This window comes from Natrinema pellirubrum DSM 15624 (genome assembly GCF_000230735.2).
In the GTDB taxonomy this organism is placed as follows: domain Archaea; phylum Halobacteriota; class Halobacteria; order Halobacteriales; family Natrialbaceae; genus Natrinema; species Natrinema pellirubrum.
In genome coordinates this window covers 2,688,066-2,703,018 of the sequence record NC_019962.1, presented here as the reverse complement: position 1 = coordinate 2,703,018, position 14,953 = coordinate 2,688,066, and the positions used below count along the sequence as shown (strand labels likewise).

Here is a 14,953-nt window from a genome sequence, read left to right as displayed (position 1 = left end):
CCATCGGCAATGACTGACAGGAGACCGTATCACAGGACGACCGTGAAGAGCCCGATGGTAAGTGCGAGCATGATCGCGGCGTGTTTCGCGCCGGCCCTGACGTCGCCGGTACTCAACTGGCCGGCGATCAGTCCCGACAGCAGCCCCTGTACCAGCGTCGCGTGGTAAAACAGCGTCGCGTAGGCCTCGGCGTCGCCTCCCGAGAGACCTCCCAGTTCGGTCGTGCCGGTCCCCGAGGCGATCTCCGCCCCCTCGGTCGGGAGGTTCGGCAGGAGATAGCCCGACAGCACGCCGATGATGAACAGAAAGACCAGAAAGGAGACGTAGACGACGACCACGTACTCGAGCATCGCTTGCCGGCGTTCGCGCTCGAGTCGACGGTCGGCGGCGGCGCCGCGAGCGGCGATGCGAAGCGTGGTCCCGAGGTTGCCGCTGGCCGCCATCGATTCGGTCAGCAGCGTCACGACCCGGGAGACCGACCGGGTGCCGACGCGACCCTCGAACCGGCGGAGCGCGGTCTGAAGGTCCGCACCCCACTCGACGTCGGCCCAGACGCGGTCGAGTTCGTCGCCGAGCGGCCCGAGTTCGGAGTCCCGGACGCGGTCGATCGCCGCGACGATCGAGGATCCGGCCTCGTTGGCGCTGGCGAGTCGATCGAGCAGGTCCGGCACCGCGGCCTCGATCGCCGAGAGCCGGCGACGCCGAACCTCCTCGGCGACCGCGAAGACGCCGATCGCGAACAGCGCCCCGACTGCGATGGTGTCGTCGACCGCGGTCACGGCGACCTCGCCCGCGAGGGGCGAGTGGCGACCGACGAACGCCGCGAGGACGAGGGGAACGGTAATCACGAACGTCAGCGACGGCCGTCCGACGAGCGTTCGGAGTGGCTGCCCGAGCCGCTCTCGAAGGCCACGGAGCCGCCGGTAGTACCGAACGCGCTCGACGTTGGGATGCGGCCGCGCCCCCGGCAGATCGGGGGCGCGTTCGGTCGGGACGGCGTCGACCGACGGGGACTCGAGGGCCTGTTCACCTCCGCTGGAGCCACGGCCCGGCGTGAGGTCCTCGGTTACCGTACTCAGGTAAACGACGAACCCGAGGTTTGCAAGCGGCAGGAACAGGTAGACGAGGAGCTGCAGTTGCCCGAACGTCTCGCCCGCGGCGATCCCGATGACCACGAGGATGGTGATCAGAAAGAGCGGCCCGGCGACCAGCACCGTGACGTAGGCTTCGGCAAGCGTCGCGAGCAGCCCGAGCGCGCTCTCTTGCTGGGACTCGGCCTCCTCCCGGTAGTCTCGATACTGGCGCTCGAGGAACGTCGAGAGGGGCTGTCCGCTCCGGAGGACGCCGACGAGGTTCTCGGTGAACTCCCGGAACTGGGGGCTCGGCGAGCGCCGCCCCATCGTCTCGAGGGCGGTGATCACGTCGGTACCGAACGTGTCCATCTCCCTGACCGCGACCGAGAACTCGGCGGCGACCTCGCCGTAGGTGTCCTCCTGGTCGGCGAGGACCCGGACTGCATCGGGGACGGCCATCCCGCTCTTCGAGAGGGCATAGAGGAAGGCGACGGCCGCGGGGAGACTCGCCTCGATTCGGCGGGCACGGCCGTCCGCGAGGTAGCTCGGATACCACCACCGGAACCAGTAGGTCCCCGCGCCGGCGACGGCCCCGACGGTCACCGCCGAGCCGAGCAAGAGCGCGGCGAGTTCGATCGCGGACAGCGACGGGACACCGGCCAGCCCCGCGAGGAACGCGAGGGGTCCCGGGACCGCTGCCCGGATGGTCTCGGGATCGATCGCGAGCAGCGACAGCAGTCCCCAGCCGGCGTAGATCCCGAGGACGGCACCGACGACGGTGGCGATCGTGGCGTACAGCAGCGTCGTCGCCCCGTACTCGCGATCGGTCGTCGGGAGCTGTGCGGCCCGCAGGGCCGCCCGTCGGTCCGGTCGCTCGCCGCGAAACAGATCGACGTGGGACCCGAAGCAGCGATTCGCGATCCGGGCGAGAACGCGATCGACCCGGGCGACGTATCTCGCCGCCGCGATCGGGACGAGACACGCCAGTGCGAGCGCCAGCGGGAGGAAAGGGACCAGTCTCATCGGTCCCGAGGGACGTCCGGTCCCCCGCTCGAGTCCGCAGCATCGGAGTCGGCGGCCGGAACACTCCCGTCCGCGAGCCCGTCCTCGCCTCCGGTTCGGTTCTCGTCCCCGTGCCCCTCGTCGGCCCCGTCTTCGGCCTCGAGCCGGCTCTCGACCCCGATCCGCTCGAGGACGCCCGCCTTGTCGCTGTAGTACTCGTTGACCATGGCGGTGAACCGTCGGTAGTCGCTGATCCCGTTCTCGCGGAGGTACTCGAGGAACTGCTTGCGGTTCTCGAGTTCGGCGAGCAACTCCGTCTGGCTCCAGCCACGTTCGTCGCGGATCTCCGAGAGGACGCGGCTCTTGGCGCTCCGAAAGCTGTCGCTCTCGCTGTCCCAGCTGTAGGCCGTCGAGTAGTCGAGTTCGCCAGTACGCTGGTCGACGCCCTCGATCTCGGCGAGGACCTTGTTGCGGCGCACGCGCCCGTCGCCGGCCCGGGTCAGGGTCTGGACCGAGAGGATGTCGAGACTCTGGACCATCGATCGGGGAACGTTGATCGGCTCGCTCTCGAGGCGGTTGATCGCCGTCTGGACCGAGTCGGCGTGCATCGTCGAATAGGTCGTGTGGCCGGTGTTCATGGCCTGGAAGAGCGTCATCGCCTCCTCGCCGCGGACCTCGCCGACGACGATGTACTCCGGGCGGTGACGCAGCGCCGATCGCAGCAGATCGTACATCGTCACGTCGGTCCCCTCGTGGACCCGCTCGCGGGTGATCGCGGAGAGCCAGTTGTCGTGAGAGAGTTGCAGTTCGCGGGTGTCCTCGATCGTCACCACCTTCGACCGGGGCGGGACGAACATCGAGACGGCGTTCATGCTCGTCGTCTTCCCCGAGGCGGTCCCGCCCGCGAAGATCAGACTCTTGTTGTGTTCGATCGCCAGCCAGAGGTAGGCCAACTGTTCGACGCCGAAGGTCCCGTACTCGAGCAGGTCGATCGGGGTGAACGGCTCGTCGGCGTACTTGCGGATGGTAAAGGCCGAGCCGCGGGGAGTGACCTCCTCACCGAGCGCGAGTTCGGCCCGCGAGCCGTCCGGCAGGGTCGTCTCGACCATCGGATCGCCGATCGAGATGTGTCGCCCCGAGTGTTGGGCGAGTCCGACGACGAACCGATCGAGCGCGTCCGCCTCGAACGAGACGTCGGTCTCGATGTCGGTGTACTCGTCGTGATAGACGAAGATCGGCAGCTCGTAGCCGTCACAGGAGACGTCCTCGACGTGGGGATCGTGCATGATCGGCGCGAGCCGGCCGTAGCCCCGGAAATCCCGGTAGAGGTAGTAAAACAGGCGATAGAACGTCGCGGTGTCGACCGCGGCACCGTAGCGCTCGAGGTACTCGCGGACCGTCTCCCGGAGCAAAGACTCGACGTCGTCGCCGTCCTCGGCGCGATACAGGAGCGGATCGCGGACGTCCTCGAACAGCGTCTCGAGCAGCACCGCTTCGTCATCGCGCAGCCGCGGTTCGACGGGCCGGTAGCGGTGTTCGTTGGCCTCGTGATCGTAGCCGATCGTGATGTACGAGAAGGGGGCGTCGACCCAGTAGCGTTCGATCACCTCGAGGTCTCCGGGATCGTCGAGTTCGACGAGCGGCCCGTGCGTGTCCGGTTCGTAGTCGCCGACATCGACGGTCGATCCACGGAGCGTCTCGACGACCCGCCGGACGACCCGCCGCGCGGTCTCGATCGTCGAATCCTCGGCGTCGCCGCCCGCGGCCGCGGCCGGTTCCGCGATCTCCTCGATGGCCCCGTCGGCTGCGCTATCGGTCGCGCCCGCGACCGCCGGCTCGTCGTCGGCTCGAGGAGTCGTGTCCCGCTGGTCCATGATCAGGGCTCCGTGACAGTCCGGACGCGACCGGCATAAATGAGGCGGCCGTTTCGATCACCGATCGACGTAGCGCGTGCGACGGCGAGGCGACGTGCGTCGACCCCGTCGTATGAACGGGTTGCTGTGCGTTACGTTCATACCGTGGGAGTCCGAACTACCGCGTACGGAATGAGGCGCGAGCACTTCACGCTAGACGTCACGCACATCGACTGGGTCGAAACCGACGGCGAACCACGCAAGCCATCGGTATCGATCGACTTCACCGGCCCGGCGACGATGCTTCGCGAGCGCCTGACTGGCCCCGACGGCGACGTCCTCGACGCGAGCGAGACCGACGTCGCACTCCGGCTCCAGGGGCCGCTCGGGGACGACACTCAGGGAGTCGTGAGCGTGACCAACCGGGTCACCGGCGAGTTCATTCTCGAACTCAACGAGGACGCTGACGACGTCCTGCAGTTCATCCGCGCGGCCCGGGGCTACGGCGAGGCGGCCGCCGAGGACGACGGCCGCTACGAGGTCACGATCACGCTCGATGGCGACCAGTTCGTCAGCTACGACAAGGGAACGTTCCTCGTCTACGACGACGACGGGAGCCTGCTTCGCCAGCACAGCCTGATCCCGAGCGGCGTCGAACTCTAGGCTCCCAGCGACTGGGAGCCGACCGGCAATTATAAGTGTTTTAGGGCCGCCTAAAGGGAATGTACGCCGGCAGACGCCGGAGAGGACCCATGGCGAACGGACACCTACTTACTACGGCCGCCGAGGACGGAACGCGGGAACCTACTGGAGCGCCGACGGCCGATGAGGCGGTCCTCGAGCTCGACGGCATCGCCAAGCGATACGGCAGCGAGGACGTCATCGGCGACCTGTCGCTGTCAGTTCGCGACGGCGAAATCTTGACCCTGCTTGGCCCCTCCGGCTGTGGGAAGACCACGACGCTCCGGCTGATCGCCGGCCTCGAGCGACCCAACGACGGCCGGGTTCGATTGGAAGGCGACACCGTCGCCGGTGAGGGCCGGTTCGTGCCGCCGGAACAACGCGACGTCGGGGTCGTCTTTCAAGACTTCGCCCTCTTTCCACATCTGAGCGCACGCGAAAACGTCGCCTTCGGGCTGAAAGACTGGACGGAGAGCGAGCGCGACGCCCGTGTCGACGAACTGCTCGAACTCGTCGGGCTTGCCGACCACGGCGACGACCACCCGGACGAACTCTCGGGTGGCCAGCAACAGCGGATCGCGCTCGCCCGATCGCTCGCGCCCGAGCCGGAGATGCTGTTGCTCGACGAGCCCTTCTCGAATCTGGACGTGGACCTCCGCGTCGAGATGCGCGAGGAGGTCCGCCGGATCATCAAAGAAACGGGCGTGACCGCGGTTTCGGTCACTCACGATCAGGAGGAGGCGCTGTCGATCTCCGACCGAGTCGCCGTGATGAACGACGGCGACATCGAACAGATCGACACCCCACAGCGGGTCTTCCAACAGCCCGAATCACGGTTCGTCGCGGGCTTTCTCGGCCATGCCAGTTTCCTCCCGGGCGAGGTCCATGGCGATCACGTCGATACCGCGCTCGGGCGCGTCCTCCGCGACGACGTCAACGGGCTCGCCCACCAGTACGACGGCAGCATCGTCGACCTGCTGGTGCGGCCCGACGACGTGACGGCCTACCCCGCAGAGGGGGCGGAGGCCGACGGCCGGGTCGTCTACCGCCGCTATCTCGGTCCGACGGTCCTCTATCGGGTCGAACTCGACGGCGGCGAAACGATCGAGTGCATGCACAACCACTCCGACCGGATCGATCTTGACGAACGCGTCGGGGTCCGGGTCACCGCCGATCACGACCTCGCGTGGTTCCCCGCCGACCACCGCGAGGACGAGACCGACGCGGCTGTGACCTCCGACGACGACTGAAACGGACTGTCGCCCCGACGTCACGAGTAGACGAGCAACAGCGCCAGTACGAGCGTCGGACTGAGCCGGACTCCACCGAGGACAACCACCGGTAGTACCGCGGCCGGAAGCGTCGAGGCGACGATCACACTGAGGATCACGACCTGGAGTCCGATGACCGCGTTCAGTCGCCGGACGACTCCTGTAATTAAACAAACATAATCGGAAATAGATATATGTCTTCGGGACTCCGTCCAGAACGGAACTCCCGCGACGCTATCCATGACTGAGACGAAGCGAATCGCGACCTACTGTGGAATCGCCGCCCCGGTCGTCACGCTCGGGGCCATCCTCCTCGCGACGTTCGTGGCTCCCCCCGAGACGTTTACCTGGCGCACGCGAGCGCTCTCGGACATGGGCCGGTACGGTGCGCCGACGTTCCCGCTTTTCAACGGCGGTCTGATCGTCGGCGGACTGATCGGCTTCCCATTCGCCTGGCGGCTGTGGACCGCGAGTCGCAACCGACTCGAGCGGGCCGGCATCGTATTGCTCGCGGTGACCGTACTCGGACAGATCGGCGTCGGGATCTTCTTTCTCGAGCATACGGCCGTCTACCTCGAGCGGAGTTTCCACGCCGTCGCGGCGCTATCGGTGTTCGGCGTCGCCCCGTTCGCGGGCTGGGTCTACGGGGCCGGGGCGGCGCTGGCCGGCGACCGCCGATTGGCCCTCTCGTCGATTCTCATCGGACTCGTCCACCCGCTCGCGTGGGCAGTGTGGATACTCTCGCTGGACGGCGGGGCCGATACCGACACGTGGTTCGCCGTCCCCGAGTTCGTCGCCGCCGTCGCCTTCGGCGGCTGGGTCCTCCTGCTCGCGGTCACGATCGCATCCCGGAACGACGACACCGGCTGGTCGGCACGCTGAACGCCTCGAGCCGGATTTGCGACGTCTCGCCACACAACGCTTAACTTCAAACCGTTCCAAGCGGTGTGTATGCATAAAGACGAACTTCTCGAGCTCCACGAAGAACTCGTCGTCATCATGGAGTACTTCTCGGAGCGCGAGGAGGTCGACGAAACGCTGTTCGATCCCTACCGCCAACTCGACGTCGATCCCTCGCACGTCCACAAGTCCAAGAGCGAACACAAACACGCCGTTTTCGTGCTTGGCAACGCCCTAGCGAGTGCGATGAGCGAAGACGAGTTCTCGAGCGCCGGCCGGATCGGCAAGCGGATGAAGGAACTGGCCGAGGACGCCGAATCGAAAATATAACTCGCGGCGGAATTTAGCGCCGTAGTCTAGGCGAAACGTATTTGGTGTGGTTCCCGCTTGTTGACGTATGGACCCGCGCACGCAAGAGCGCGTCGAGGAGTGGGACTCCCGCCCGTTCAGCGGCGGTTTCGATGGCCTCTCCGATCTCGCTGCCGCCGATTTCTCGGGTGCCGTCTCGGGACACGGCACGTGGCTCTTTATGCTCAATGGCCGGATCGTCGGCGTCGTCGACGGCGACATCGACGACTTCGAAACCGCCTCGGGGACCCGCTACGAGGCACCACACCCGTCGCTGCCGCTACTCTGTGCGATGGAGGAACGCGGCGGCGACACGAGGGCGAAGTACTACACCAACGAGACGCCGCTCCGGGAGGTCGATAACACCCTCCAGAGCGGCTCGTTTACCGGCTACATCGAACTGAGCGAGAACGTCCTCAGCGGCGACTACTACGCCGTCTACTACGGTGGTCGCCGGATGGCCGCCGCCTACATCGGCAACGCCGAACGGCTGCTGACCGGCGACGAGGCCTTCGAGCGCGCGGCCGACGAGGTCGGCATCTACGAAGTCATCGACGTCGATATCGACGTGACCGACGTTCCGGGTGCGGCCGACGACGAGCCGGCGGCCGGGGACACGACCGACAGCGCGGCCGGCTCGAGTCGGACAGCGGGCACCGACTCGGCGTCCAGTACCGGGACGGCCGGGGCCGGGGCAAACGCCGCGACCGATGCCGATCCGGCTTCCGACTCGACCGCATCCGCGGCCGACAGCCCGACGACCGATCCGACGGACTCGTCTATCGAGCCGATCGACGTTTCGGGAGCGGACTCGGTCGAGGCCGATCCGATCGAGGACGTGGCCGCCGCCGACACCGAATCGACCGAGGGCGTGGCCGACGACGCGTCGTCGCTGTCGTCGGAGATCGATCTGACGGAGGACCCGTCGGGGATCACCGCGACCGACGAGGTCGACACCGAACCCGAACCGACCGGTATTACCGACGCGGAGTCGGCTATCGATACCGACCCGTCCGGCAGTCAGGAGCCGGCCCCCGACGGTACTGCCGACGCCGGTTCGGTGACGAGCCCCGCGGCTGCAGAGACGAAACGGCAAGACGCCGCCGACACTAGCGCGACCTCGCAGTCCGACGCCGATCGAGGGACGACGGAGCCGGCCGATCCCACGACCACCGGGGCCGAAGACGGGGCCGCCGACGGCCCGACAGCGACGGAGCCGGCGGCATCTGCCGAGGCGGCCGAACCCGTGGACGACGCCACCGACTCGAGCGAACCGACCGGAGTCGAGACGGACCGTCCCACGGACCCGGACCTCGCCGAGGTCGAGGCGGCAGCCGAGGAACTGGACCGCAACGATATTTCGTGGGTCGACGAGGACGACGCGGACTCGACGGTCGAGGGTCCCGCGACACCCACCGATCCCACGACGGCCGAGGACGCCGAGACGCCCGACGGCGACCTCGAGGAGGAACTCGAGCGCGAGGAACAGTGGCGGGAGACGCGGCGCATCCCGTCGATCGATCCGGACAACAGCGAGTCGGAGTCGGCGTCCGACGAGCGCACGCGTTCGGGCGACCGGTCCGCGACGGCGACCGGTTCCCGGTCGAGCGACGGGCGGACTGACTCGAGCGCGACCCAAACCCCGTCGACGACGGCGGAGACGACCACGACGGGAGCGAGTCAGGACGCGTCCCGCGACCGGGCCGCCGGTAGCGGGGACACCGACGCGAGCGGTCGGTCGGCCGCGACCGATGCCGCAAGCGAGCGGGTCGCCGCACTGACCGAGAAACTCGAGACGCTTCAGGAGCGATACGGGGCTCTCGAGACGAGAGCCGAGGAACTCGAGGCCGAACGCGACCGGCTGCGATCGGAGAACGACGACCTCTCGTCGACGGTCGAGCGGCTCCAGTCCCGGATCGAGAGCCTCGAGACGGAACTCGAACGGGCGCGAGAAGCCGACAGTGAAACGACCGACTCCGGTGCCAGTACCCAGCTCTCGGCCCAGCGAGCGCTCGCGGGGACGAACCTCTTCGTCCGGTACGCCTCGAAGAGTCAGCCGACCCTCGAGACGGCCCACGACGGCGACGCCGACCGCAGCGAGGTCGCATCGAACCTGCAACTCGAACATCACACGCAGTTCGATTCGGCCGATGCGGCCGTCGACGGCCGGCCGTACGACGAGTTCCTCGCTGCCTCGATGGAGTACCGGTTCGTCGACTGGCTCACCGCGACCTTGCTGTACGAGATCCGTGACACCGGCAACGCCGACGGGCTGGGCGACCTCTACGACGCGATCCCCCGCATCGACCGGGCCGAACTCGGCGCGACGATCTCGCTCGAGGACGACGACACCGAGGACGTCCCCGACGAGGTCACCTTCGACATCGTCGCGTTCGACAAGATGGGGAATCCGCTCGTGCTGGTCGCGCTCAACGACTCGCGAGAGCCTGCGACCCAGGACACCCTCGAGGAACTCGAGGCGGCCGCCTCCGCGGTCAAGGCCAACTACCCGGATCTGGCCGCGGCGATCGCGGTCACCTCGAGTTTCTTCGAACCCGGCGCGCTCGAGGTGGCCGAGCAGGCCACCAGCGGCGGACTGCTTAGCCGCGGCTCGAAGCTCAGTTACGTCAACCTCTCGCGCAAGACGGGGTATCACCTCTGTCTGGTCGAATCGCGATCGGAAGGGTTCCACATGAACGTGCCCGAACTGTAGGCTCGCGGGTTCCGAACTCGTTTTCGACGGCTGTCCGGCGATCGCTCGACGGGTTCTGGCAGTCGCTACCGCGGTTGAAAACGGCGATGAGAAATCGGTTCGCGTCGACTCCGATCGCGGGGACGGGCGATGTCCGAAGCGAGCGGAGGGACTATCCTTCGATCTCGGCGACGTCTTCGATCTTCATGCCTTCGAGCTTGTCGACGATGTCGTCGATCTTGCCGTCGAGTTCGTCGACGAACTCGGCGGTGCGCTCGGTCTTGATCGCACCCTGGCTCGAGGGCTCGATCAGGTTCTCTTCCTCGAGGACCCGGAGGGAGTACCGGACTTTGTGGTGGGGGTAGCCGGTCTCGTTCGACATCTTGACGATGCCGATCGGCTCGTTCTCGATGACCATCTTCAGGACCTGCAGATGGCGTTCCAGCATATCGACTTCCTTCTCAAGTCGGTCTATCATGGCATTTGTTAACTTGTCTTTGGACCTTTTAAAGGTTGCCCTCGAGAACTGAAACGTCCACTCTCAACTCAATGCTCGTTCCTGTCAGTAGTTAACGCTTCCGATCGGGGCAACGCCACGACACAGTATCGGTCGTGTCACACGTTATCCCGTCGTTGGTGCTGTGCGCATAAATACTGATACCTTCTGGACGGACCCGTATACCGTAATCTGTTTATCGGCCCGGCATGAACCCGCCGCTGTTATGACCGTCACTATCGTCGGGTCGCAACTCGGCGACGAAGGCAAGGGTGGCGTCGTCGACCTCTACGGCGACGCCGCCGATGTCGTCGCCCGCTATCAGGGCGGCGACAACGCCGGCCATACCGTCGTTCACGACGGTGAGAAGTACAAACTATCGCTGGTACCCTCCGGTGCCGTCCGGGGCAAGATCGGCGTCCTCGGCAACGGCTGTGTCGTCAACCCCGAGACGCTGTTCGACGAGATCGACACGCTCCGCGAACGCGGGCTCGATCCGGACGTCCGCGTCGCCGAGCGTGCCCACGTCATCCTCCCCTATCACCGCGCGCTCGACGGGATCGAGGAGGAGGAGAAAGACGACTTGGCCGCCGGCACGACCAAACGCGGCATCGGCCCGACCTACGAGGACAAGGCCGGCCGCCGCGGCGTCCGGATCGGCGATCTGCTCGACCCCGACACGCTGCGCGAACGCCTCGAGTACGTCGTTCCCCAGAAGAAGGCCCTCGCCGAGGACGTCTTCGACAAGGAGACCGGCGAGGCGTTCGACATCGACCACCTCTATGACACCTACCGCGAGTACGGCGAGCGCCTCGCCGAGGAGGGGATGACTGTCGACTGCGGGACCTTCCTGCAAGAGCGCATCGACGCCGGCGAGAACGTCATGCTCGAGGGCGCGCAGGGGACCTCCCTCGACATCGACCACGGTGTCTACCCCTACGTCACCTCCTCGAACCCGACCGCGGGCGGGGCGACCGTCGGCACCGGCCTCGGTCCGACCGTCGTCGGCGAGGGCGAGGTCATTGGCATCGTCAAAGCCTACCTCTCGCGGGTCGGTACCGGCCCGCTGCCGACCGAACTCGGCGGTGTCGAGGGACAGACGCCCGATTACGATCCCGACGAGGGAGCCGCCGAAGACGAGGAGGAACTCGCGACCTACATCCGCGACGAGGGCGGGGAGTACGGCACCGTCACCGGCCGCCCCCGCCGCGTCGGCTGGCTCGACATGCCAATGTTGCGCCACGCGGCCCGCGCGAACGGCTTCACCGGGCTCGCAGTCAACCACGTCGACGTGCTGGCCGGCCTCGACGAGGTCAAAGTCGGCCACAGCTACGAGTTCGACGGCGAGGAGATCTTCACGATGCCCTCGACGACTGAACAGTGGGGCCGCTGTGAGGCCACGTTCAAGTCCTTCGACGGCTGGCCCGAGGTCGACTGGGCCGCGGTCGCCGAGGACGGCTACGAGGCGATCCCCGAGAACGCCCGGACCTACCTCGAGTACGTCAGCGACGAACTCGATGCGCCGGTCTACGCCGTCGGCGTCGGCCCCGGCCGTGAGGAGACCGTCGTCGTCAAGAACCCCTACGAGTAGGCGTCAGCGACCGAACGGGGTCGAATCGCTCGGAGCGTTCCCGAAACCTTTTGCTGGAGGCGACTCGCCTACGTAGTATGAAGGAGTCGCTGCTGGAGATTCTCTGCTGTCCGCTCGACAAACACGATCTGGAACTCGAGGACGCCGACTACGACGGTGAGGAGGTCGTCGACGGCGCGCTCGTCTGTACCGAGTGCGGCGAATCCTACCCCATCGAGGACGGCATCCCGAACCTGCTGCCGCCGGACATGCGCGAGGAGACCCCGGCATAGGGCCAGCCAGTCATGCCCGACACCGAGGTCACCGTTCACGTCAACCGCGAGTCCACGGGCACCCTCGAGACGGCCGCGAGCGCGCTCGAGGTCGACGGCTCGTTCTCCCTTCGATTGAAGGGCCATAGCGCGCCCGCACACGCCCACTGTCGGCTCGCCGGTGACCTCGAGCGGATCGCTGCTCTCGAAGAGGGGAACTACTACGTCGAACCGAACGCCGTCACCACCGTCCCCGTCGCCGTCGACGCCGACGGGATCGACGGACCCGTCGAGGGGACTCTCGAGGTACTCACGGGGTACGGGGCGGAATCGATCACGATTCCCGTCACCGTCGTTCCCGGCCCGTCGGCCGTCGACGTCGACGACTCGCTGGCCGAGCCGGCCAGTCCCGAGCCGGCGTCGGCCGAGGTCGAGCAGCCGCTCGCTCGACTCATCGGCGGCCTCGAGCCGGCGACGCTGGCGGTCGCCGCGCTGGGGCTGGTCGCGATCGGCGTCGGGGGCGCGACCGCCGCGACGATCGGCGGCCCCGTCACCGCGGCCGGCCTGGTGATCGTCTTCGTCGGCGTCGCCGTTGCACTCTTGTTACTCGTTCGATAACGGTCGAGGTCGGGCTCAGTCGTCGACTCTGGTCGCCTCGAGGTCGCCCTCGTCGTCGAACCGTTTGGCCCGGAGGTATCGTGCCCGGTAGCGGTTCGCGCCGTCGTAGACGTCGGCCTCGCGGATCTCGTCGGTACGGCCCTCGGCGACGGCGTCGATCAGCTCCGTGAGCTGGTTGATCTCGCTGGTCGTCAACTCGAGTTCGTAGGTGTGTTCCTCCTCGGACTCGAGGGTCGTCCACTTGCGGGCGGCGGCGACGACGAGCGAACACGGCTCGCGACAGGGGAAGGGGCCGTCGCCACCATCGACGTCGAGGTCGTCGCCCTCTTCGTACTCCCACTCGCGGCGGCGGAGACACTGTGAGTCGACACAGCAGGCCTCGGCCATCCACTCGACGGCCTCGCGGGGGAGTTCGTCGATCACGTCGTAGATCCCCGTCTGGCGCTCGGCGGTCTCGAGCCAGTGGTCGACATCCAAGTTCCCCCGCAGTTCGCGGTGCCAGTTGGCGACGGTCGCGGGATAGAAGAACTCGACCGCCTCGACGAGGTCGCCACCCGAGAGGCCGGTAAAGGCCCAGCCACCGGGCAGCGTCGGTGCGGTCTTTAACGGCCGGTAGCGGCCGTCTCCGTCGTAGGTCGCGAGTTCGCGGGCGTCCCGTGGATCGTCGTAAACCTCGAGGTCGGCGAGATCGGTGTCGGCGTCGTCGACGTGCCAGAGGTCGTAGACGCGCTCCCCGTCGGGGTCGTCGACGTCGACGAAGCGGGCGGTGATCGAGAGCTGTCCCCACTCTCGGTCGATGCCGTCGCGGAGCGCGTCGTAGCGCTCGGGCACTGCCAGGGGATCTTCGCCGGCATCCGCATCGCCCTCTCCGCTCTCGCTCCAGGGCCCAGTCGTCGCGTTGCCGGTCTCGGCGTCCGCGAGCGACGCTCGCTCGCACCAGCGGAGGAACGCGCGGCGAGCGGTCCCCTCCCCGCCGACGGTCTCCTGCCAGTAGCGCCAGTTCGTGACGTACTCGTCGGCGGCGTCGAGTGCGCGCCGCAGTTCGTCCTCGTTGAGGCCGGTCCACTCGTCGTCCGGCGTCGCGAGCCGATAGCCGTCGTCGGTCTCCTCCACGCGGAGCCCGTCGACGGAGACGCCCGCCGACGCGCGCTCGAGGAGGTCATCGAGATCCGCCGTCGTCACCGTCACGAGTCAGTCCCCCGCGCCCGCTCCCGCGTGCGGTTCCGACTCGGCGGCCGACGCGGCCAGTTCGCGGACCGCCTCCCGGGCGTCACCGATGTCGGCCCCGGCGTCCGCCGCCCGCTCGAGGACGACGTCGGCCATCAGATCCTCGGTGCCGACCGCGCCGGTGTACCAGATCCGGTGGCCGTCGACTTCGGCCGGCACGTCCCAGCCGAGCCGGTAGTCCTCGGTCAGGCCCATGTCCTCGGGGATGTCCTCCTGCGTGTGGTAGCCGTCGGCGATAAAGAGCGGGACGACGACGATGTCGTCGCTCTCGAAGTAGTCGGTGACGTCGTCGACCTCCGGTTCCTCGTCCATGAACAGCGCCTTCACCTCGTCGAAGCGGTCGCGCTCGGCGATACGGTCGCTGTGGTACTCGATCGCCTTCGCGGAGTTTTCGTTGCGGTCGGTACCGTGGCCGACGACCGAGAGGCCAAAGCCCTCGCCGACGTCGGGGTCTTCCGTCGCGGTCTCGGCCCGCTGGACGATCACGTCGGTCATCGCGTCGTGGGTCCCGACCGGCCCACAGTAGTGGATCGTTTTGCCCACGTCCTCCGCCTCGAGAGTGGCCTGGGAGGCGCTGGTGCCGTCGGACTCCCACTTGTCGGGGTCCCAGTCGTCGAGCCGGAGTTCCCGCGGGATGACCTGCTCGGTGAAGTAGCCCTCGCTGATAAACAGGGGGACGACGAACACCTCGTCGGACTCGAGCGTTCGGATGACCTCCCGGAAGTGGGGTTCCTCCTTCCAGAACGCCTCGCGGACCTCGTCGAACGCGCCCGTCTCGCGGATCGTGTCCGCGTGGGCGTAGGTGGGGTCCGAGGCGTCCGGATTCAGGTGCGATCCGTGTGCCGCGATGACCAGCGCTTGCATGCGCGACCGTTCGGACGGAGCCGGTTTATACCCTATGGAGAAGCACAATAGTTCCCCTTCGTCTGACGAACGAGAGTTCGGGTACG

13 protein-coding genes are annotated in these 14,953 nt (G+C 67.2%); 8 read left to right on the top strand and 5 right to left on the bottom strand.

From position 1 onward, the window contains the following. Nucleotides 1-29 precede the first annotated feature (29 nt). Both NATPE_RS13015 and NATPE_RS13010 read right to left on the bottom strand, forming a co-directional pair. Nucleotides 30-2,096: a type II secretion system F family protein gene (locus NATPE_RS13015; protein WP_006181945.1), complete on the bottom strand. Its 2,067-nt coding sequence runs from the start codon at nucleotides 2,094-2,096 to the stop codon at nucleotides 30-32. Beyond that, on the bottom strand, nucleotides 2,093-3,949 hold the full coding sequence (locus tag NATPE_RS13010) for a type II/IV secretion system ATPase subunit (RefSeq protein ID WP_006181944.1): 1,857 nt from the start codon (nucleotides 3,947-3,949) through the stop codon (nucleotides 2,093-2,095). Before NATPE_RS13010 ends, NATPE_RS13015 begins: the two co-directional genes overlap by 4 nt. Before the next feature lie 171 nt (nucleotides 3,950-4,120). Here NATPE_RS13010 and NATPE_RS13005 point away from each other — a divergent pair, with 171 nt between their 5' ends. The 5 genes from NATPE_RS13005 to NATPE_RS12985 all read left to right on the top strand — a co-directional run bounded on the left by NATPE_RS13005 (nucleotide 4,121) and on the right by NATPE_RS12985 (nucleotide 9,841). Further along, nucleotides 4,121-4,591 (top strand): DUF5793 family protein, encoded by a 471-nt coding sequence (locus tag NATPE_RS13005; protein WP_006181943.1) that lies wholly within the window; start codon nucleotides 4,121-4,123, stop codon nucleotides 4,589-4,591. An 89-nt stretch (nucleotides 4,592-4,680) separates the two neighbouring features. Next, complete coding sequence (locus NATPE_RS13000; RefSeq protein ID WP_006181942.1) at nucleotides 4,681-5,859, top strand: ABC transporter ATP-binding protein; 1,179 nt, start codon at nucleotides 4,681-4,683, stop codon at nucleotides 5,857-5,859. A gap of 261 nt (nucleotides 5,860-6,120) precedes the next feature. Continuing rightward, entirely contained in the window at nucleotides 6,121-6,762 is a 642-nt protein-coding gene (locus NATPE_RS12995; RefSeq protein ID WP_006181941.1) for a DUF998 domain-containing protein, read from the top strand. 69 nt (nucleotides 6,763-6,831) lie between these two features. Then, nucleotides 6,832-7,110, top strand: a complete 279-nt coding sequence (locus tag NATPE_RS12990; protein WP_006181940.1) for a UPF0058 family protein — start codon at nucleotides 6,832-6,834, stop codon at nucleotides 7,108-7,110. Between the two features lie 67 nt (nucleotides 7,111-7,177). Continuing rightward, nucleotides 7,178-9,841, top strand: coding sequence for a DUF7527 domain-containing protein (locus tag NATPE_RS12985; RefSeq protein ID WP_006181939.1), 2,664 nt, complete (start codon nucleotides 7,178-7,180; stop codon nucleotides 9,839-9,841). 151 nt (nucleotides 9,842-9,992) lie between these two features. Here NATPE_RS12985 and NATPE_RS12980 read toward each other — a convergent pair whose 3' ends face one another. Continuing rightward, complete coding sequence (locus NATPE_RS12980) at nucleotides 9,993-10,298, bottom strand: hypothetical protein (RefSeq protein WP_006181938.1); 306 nt, start codon at nucleotides 10,296-10,298, stop codon at nucleotides 9,993-9,995. 244 nt (nucleotides 10,299-10,542) lie between these two features. Between NATPE_RS12980 and NATPE_RS12975 the strand changes: the two genes are divergently transcribed. The 3 genes from NATPE_RS12975 to NATPE_RS12965 all read left to right on the top strand — a co-directional run bounded on the left by NATPE_RS12975 (nucleotide 10,543) and on the right by NATPE_RS12965 (nucleotide 12,776). After that, a complete protein-coding gene (locus NATPE_RS12975) occupies nucleotides 10,543-11,907 on the top strand; it encodes an adenylosuccinate synthase (protein ID WP_006181937.1) in 1,365 nt (454 codons plus the stop codon). 77 nt (nucleotides 11,908-11,984) lie between these two features. Then, on the top strand, nucleotides 11,985-12,179 hold the full coding sequence (locus tag NATPE_RS12970) for a methytransferase partner Trm112 (RefSeq protein WP_006181936.1): 195 nt from the start codon (nucleotides 11,985-11,987) through the stop codon (nucleotides 12,177-12,179). Nucleotides 12,180-12,191: 12 nt separating this feature from the next. Continuing rightward, nucleotides 12,192-12,776, top strand: a complete 585-nt coding sequence (locus tag NATPE_RS12965; RefSeq protein WP_006181935.1) for a DUF7524 family protein — start codon at nucleotides 12,192-12,194, stop codon at nucleotides 12,774-12,776. Between the two features lie 15 nt (nucleotides 12,777-12,791). Here the strand turns inward: NATPE_RS12965 and NATPE_RS12960 are convergent, their stop codons facing one another. Together NATPE_RS12960 and NATPE_RS12955 are read right to left on the bottom strand one after the other, a co-directional pair. Then, the gene (locus tag NATPE_RS12960; protein WP_015299118.1) at nucleotides 12,792-13,964 is read right to left on the bottom strand and encodes a DR2241 family protein; all 1,173 of its coding nucleotides are present in this window, start codon (nucleotides 13,962-13,964) and stop codon (nucleotides 12,792-12,794) included. A 3-nt stretch (nucleotides 13,965-13,967) separates the two neighbouring features. Beyond that, entirely contained in the window at nucleotides 13,968-14,867 is a 900-nt protein-coding gene (locus NATPE_RS12955) for a CbiX/SirB N-terminal domain-containing protein (protein ID WP_015299117.1), read from the bottom strand. Nucleotides 14,868-14,953 lie beyond the last annotated feature (86 nt).

Excerpts from the sequence above, each read along its gene's own strand:
- NATPE_RS12970 (WP_006181936.1), top strand. The coding sequence starts at position 11,985 with ATGAAGGAGTCGCTGCTGGAGATTCTCTGCTGTCCGCTCGACAAACAC.
- NATPE_RS12995 (WP_006181941.1), top strand. The coding sequence starts at position 6,121 with ATGACTGAGACGAAGCGAATCGCGACCTACTGTGGAATCGCCGCCCCG.
- NATPE_RS12985 (WP_006181939.1), top strand. The coding sequence starts at position 7,178 with ATGGACCCGCGCACGCAAGAGCGCGTCGAGGAGTGGGACTCCCGCCCG.
- NATPE_RS13005 (WP_006181943.1), top strand. The coding sequence starts at position 4,121 with ATGAGGCGCGAGCACTTCACGCTAGACGTCACGCACATCGACTGGGTC.
- NATPE_RS12965 (WP_006181935.1), top strand. The coding sequence starts at position 12,192 with ATGCCCGACACCGAGGTCACCGTTCACGTCAACCGCGAGTCCACGGGC.
- NATPE_RS13010 (WP_006181944.1), bottom strand. The coding sequence starts at position 3,949 with ATGGACCAGCGGGACACGACTCCTCGAGCCGACGACGAGCCGGCGGTC.
- NATPE_RS13000 (WP_006181942.1), top strand. The coding sequence starts at position 4,681 with ATGGCGAACGGACACCTACTTACTACGGCCGCCGAGGACGGAACGCGG.
- NATPE_RS12980 (WP_006181938.1), bottom strand. The coding sequence starts at position 10,298 with ATGATAGACCGACTTGAGAAGGAAGTCGATATGCTGGAACGCCATCTG.
- NATPE_RS12955 (WP_015299117.1), bottom strand. The coding sequence starts at position 14,867 with ATGCAAGCGCTGGTCATCGCGGCACACGGATCGCACCTGAATCCGGAC.
- NATPE_RS13015 (WP_006181945.1), bottom strand. The coding sequence starts at position 2,096 with ATGAGACTGGTCCCTTTCCTCCCGCTGGCGCTCGCACTGGCGTGTCTC.
- NATPE_RS12975 (WP_006181937.1), top strand. The coding sequence starts at position 10,543 with ATGACCGTCACTATCGTCGGGTCGCAACTCGGCGACGAAGGCAAGGGT.
- NATPE_RS12990 (WP_006181940.1), top strand. The coding sequence starts at position 6,832 with ATGCATAAAGACGAACTTCTCGAGCTCCACGAAGAACTCGTCGTCATC.